The 2,339-nt window shown below is 74.4% G+C and carries 2 protein-coding genes; both read left to right on the plus strand.

The window, feature by feature from the left end:
* Positions 1 to 1,065: heme/hemin ABC transporter substrate-binding protein (locus tag ACSNOK_RS32590; RefSeq protein WP_436784399.1), on the plus strand; the 1,065-nt coding region annotated here is incomplete at its 5' end.
* A gap of 59 nt (positions 1,066 to 1,124) precedes the next feature.
* A complete protein-coding gene (locus ACSNOK_RS32595) occupies positions 1,125 to 2,243 on the plus strand; it encodes a FecCD family ABC transporter permease (protein WP_436784400.1) in 1,119 nt (372 codons plus the stop codon).
* The last annotated feature ends 96 nt before the right edge of the window (positions 2,244 to 2,339 follow it).

The following is a 2,339-nucleotide window of genomic DNA, read 5'->3' on the forward strand; positions in this document are numbered from 1 at the left end:
CGCCCAGGGCGCCGGCCCCTCACCGGCGCCCTGGGCGCGCTGATCGCCCTGCTCCTCCTCTCCGTCACCCTCACGGCCTGCGGGAGCGACGACGACTCGGACGACGGCCCGTCCGGTGCCACGCCGACGGGTAAGAGCGCGCCGGGCACCCCATCCGGCGGTTCCCGCCAGGCCACGACAGCCGACCGCGTCGAACCGCTCCCCGGCAAGCCGCCGGCGCCACGGCTCCCGGCCACGGCCCGCTCGGTGGACGGTCGCGAGGTGACCGTACGGAGCGCCGACCGGATCGTGCCGCTGACCGGTTCCCTCTCCGAGGTCGTCTTCACGCTCGGGCTCGGGGACCACGTCGTCGGGCGGGACGTGGCCGCCACGTTCGAGCAGGCGCGCAAGCTGCCCGTCGTCACGCGGGGCCACGACGTCTCGGCCGAGAGCGTGCTCTCCCTCAAGCCGACCGTCGTCCTCGCGGACACCTTCGCCGGCCCCGCCGAGGCACTGGACCAGATCCGGTCCGCCGGCGTCCCGGTGCTCGTGCTCCCCACGCCGAAGAAGCTGGGCGACGTCGGTCCGCGCATCGAGACGGTGGCCGCCGCACTCGGCGTCCCCGATGCCGGGAAGCGGCTACGCGAACGGACGGAACAGGACGTCGAGAAGGCGCGGAAGGCCGCGCCGAAGGACGGCAAGAAACCGCGGGTCGCCTTCCTATACCTGCGCGGCGCGTCCTCCGTCTACCTCATCGGCGGGGCGGAATCCGGTGCTCCGTCCCTCATCGAGGCGGCCGGCGGGGTGGACGCGGGCGCCGCGTCGGGGCTGCGGAAGGACTTCACCCCGATCACCAGCGAGGCGCTCGCCAAGGCCGCGCCGGACGTGATCCTCGTGATGAACGGCGGCCTCGCCTCGGTCGGCGGCGTGGACGGCCTGCTGCGGGTGCCGGGCGTGGCGCAGACGCCGGCCGGCATGGACCGCCGGGTGGCCTCGGTCGACGACGGCGAACTGCTCAGCTACGGCCCCCGTACCGGCCGCGTACTCGCCTCGCTGGTCGACCAGTTCCACCGGAACGGCAGGTGACCGGTAGGACCGCCACCCGCGGGGCGTCCGAGTCGGATGAGTCGGACGAGACGGACAAGATGAACGAGGCAGAAGAGGTAGAAGAGGCGGACGAGGTAGACACGGCGGAAGAGGCGGCGAGAACGGGCGCACCCCGCGTTCCCGCCCGCCGCCGGCGGGTCGCCGCCCTGCTCGTCTGCGGGATGGCGGGCACCCTGGTCCTCGCCTGCCTCGCCTCGGCCGGGCTCGGTGCCTACGACATCCCGCTCGGCGACGTCGTCGGCTCGCTGCTGCACCGCGCGGGGCTGGGCGGCGCCCGGCTGGACCGGGTCGCCGAGAGCGTGCTGTGGAACGTCCGGCTGCCGCGCGTGGTGCTGGCGCTGCTGGTCGGGGCGTCGCTGGGCTGCGCGGGCGCGCTGATGCAGGGCCTGTTCGGCAACCCGCTGGCCGAACCGGCCGTCATCGGCGTCTCGATGGGCTCGGCCGTCGGCGCGGTGGCGGCCATCGCCCTCGACCTGACCGTGTTCGGCACCTGGACGGTCACCGGCTGCGCGTTCTTCAGCGGTCTGGTGACCGTTCTGATCGTCTACGCGCTGTCGCGCTCGGGCGGCCGGGCGGAGGTGGTGACCCTGCTGCTGACGGGCATCGCGATGAACGCGCTCACGGGCGCGCTGATCGGCCTCGGGATCTTCGTCGCGGACAACGCGCAGGTCTCACAGATCGCGTTCTGGCAACTGGGCTCGCTGGCGCAGGCGACCTGGCCGAAGGTGCTCGCCGTCCTGCCGTGCGCGCTGGCCGGGCTGGCCACGGCGCCGCTGTTCGCGCGCCGCCTCGACCTGCTCTCCCTCGGCGAGCGCCCGGCGCGCCACCTGGGCGTGGACGTGGAGCGGTTGCGCCTGGTGCTGATCCTGGTGGTGGCGCTGCTGACGGCGGCGGCGGTCGCGGTGTCCGGCGTCATCTCGTTCGTCGGGCTGCTGGTGCCGCACCTGCTGCGGATGGCCGCCGGGCCGGGACACCGGTTCCTGATCCCGGGGAGCGCGCTGGGCGGTGCGCTGGTGCTGGTGGCGGCGGACCTCGCGGCCCGTACCGTCGCGCGCCCCGCCGAGCTGCCGCTCGGCGTGCTGACGGCGCTGATCGGGAGCCCGTTCTTCTTCTGGCTGCTGCGCAGGACCCGGCGGCGGCAGGGAGGTTGGGCATGACCCCCCGGAAGGACACCAGCCACTCGCCCCGCCAGCCCCTGCCTTCACGGCTCCCCTACTTCTCACGCCTCCCGCACCGCCTCCGCGCCCTCCCCT

Origin of the sequence: Streptomyces sp. URMC 126, from assembly GCF_051386555.1 — a bacterium.
Classification (GTDB): Bacteria; Actinomycetota; Actinomycetes; order Streptomycetales; family Streptomycetaceae; genus Streptomyces.

What these genes read in the sequence shown, in the direction of transcription:
- ACSNOK_RS32595 (WP_436784400.1), top strand. Translation starts at nt 1,125, where the DNA reads ATGAACGAGGCAGAAGAGGTAGAAGAGGCGGACGAGGTAGACACGGCG.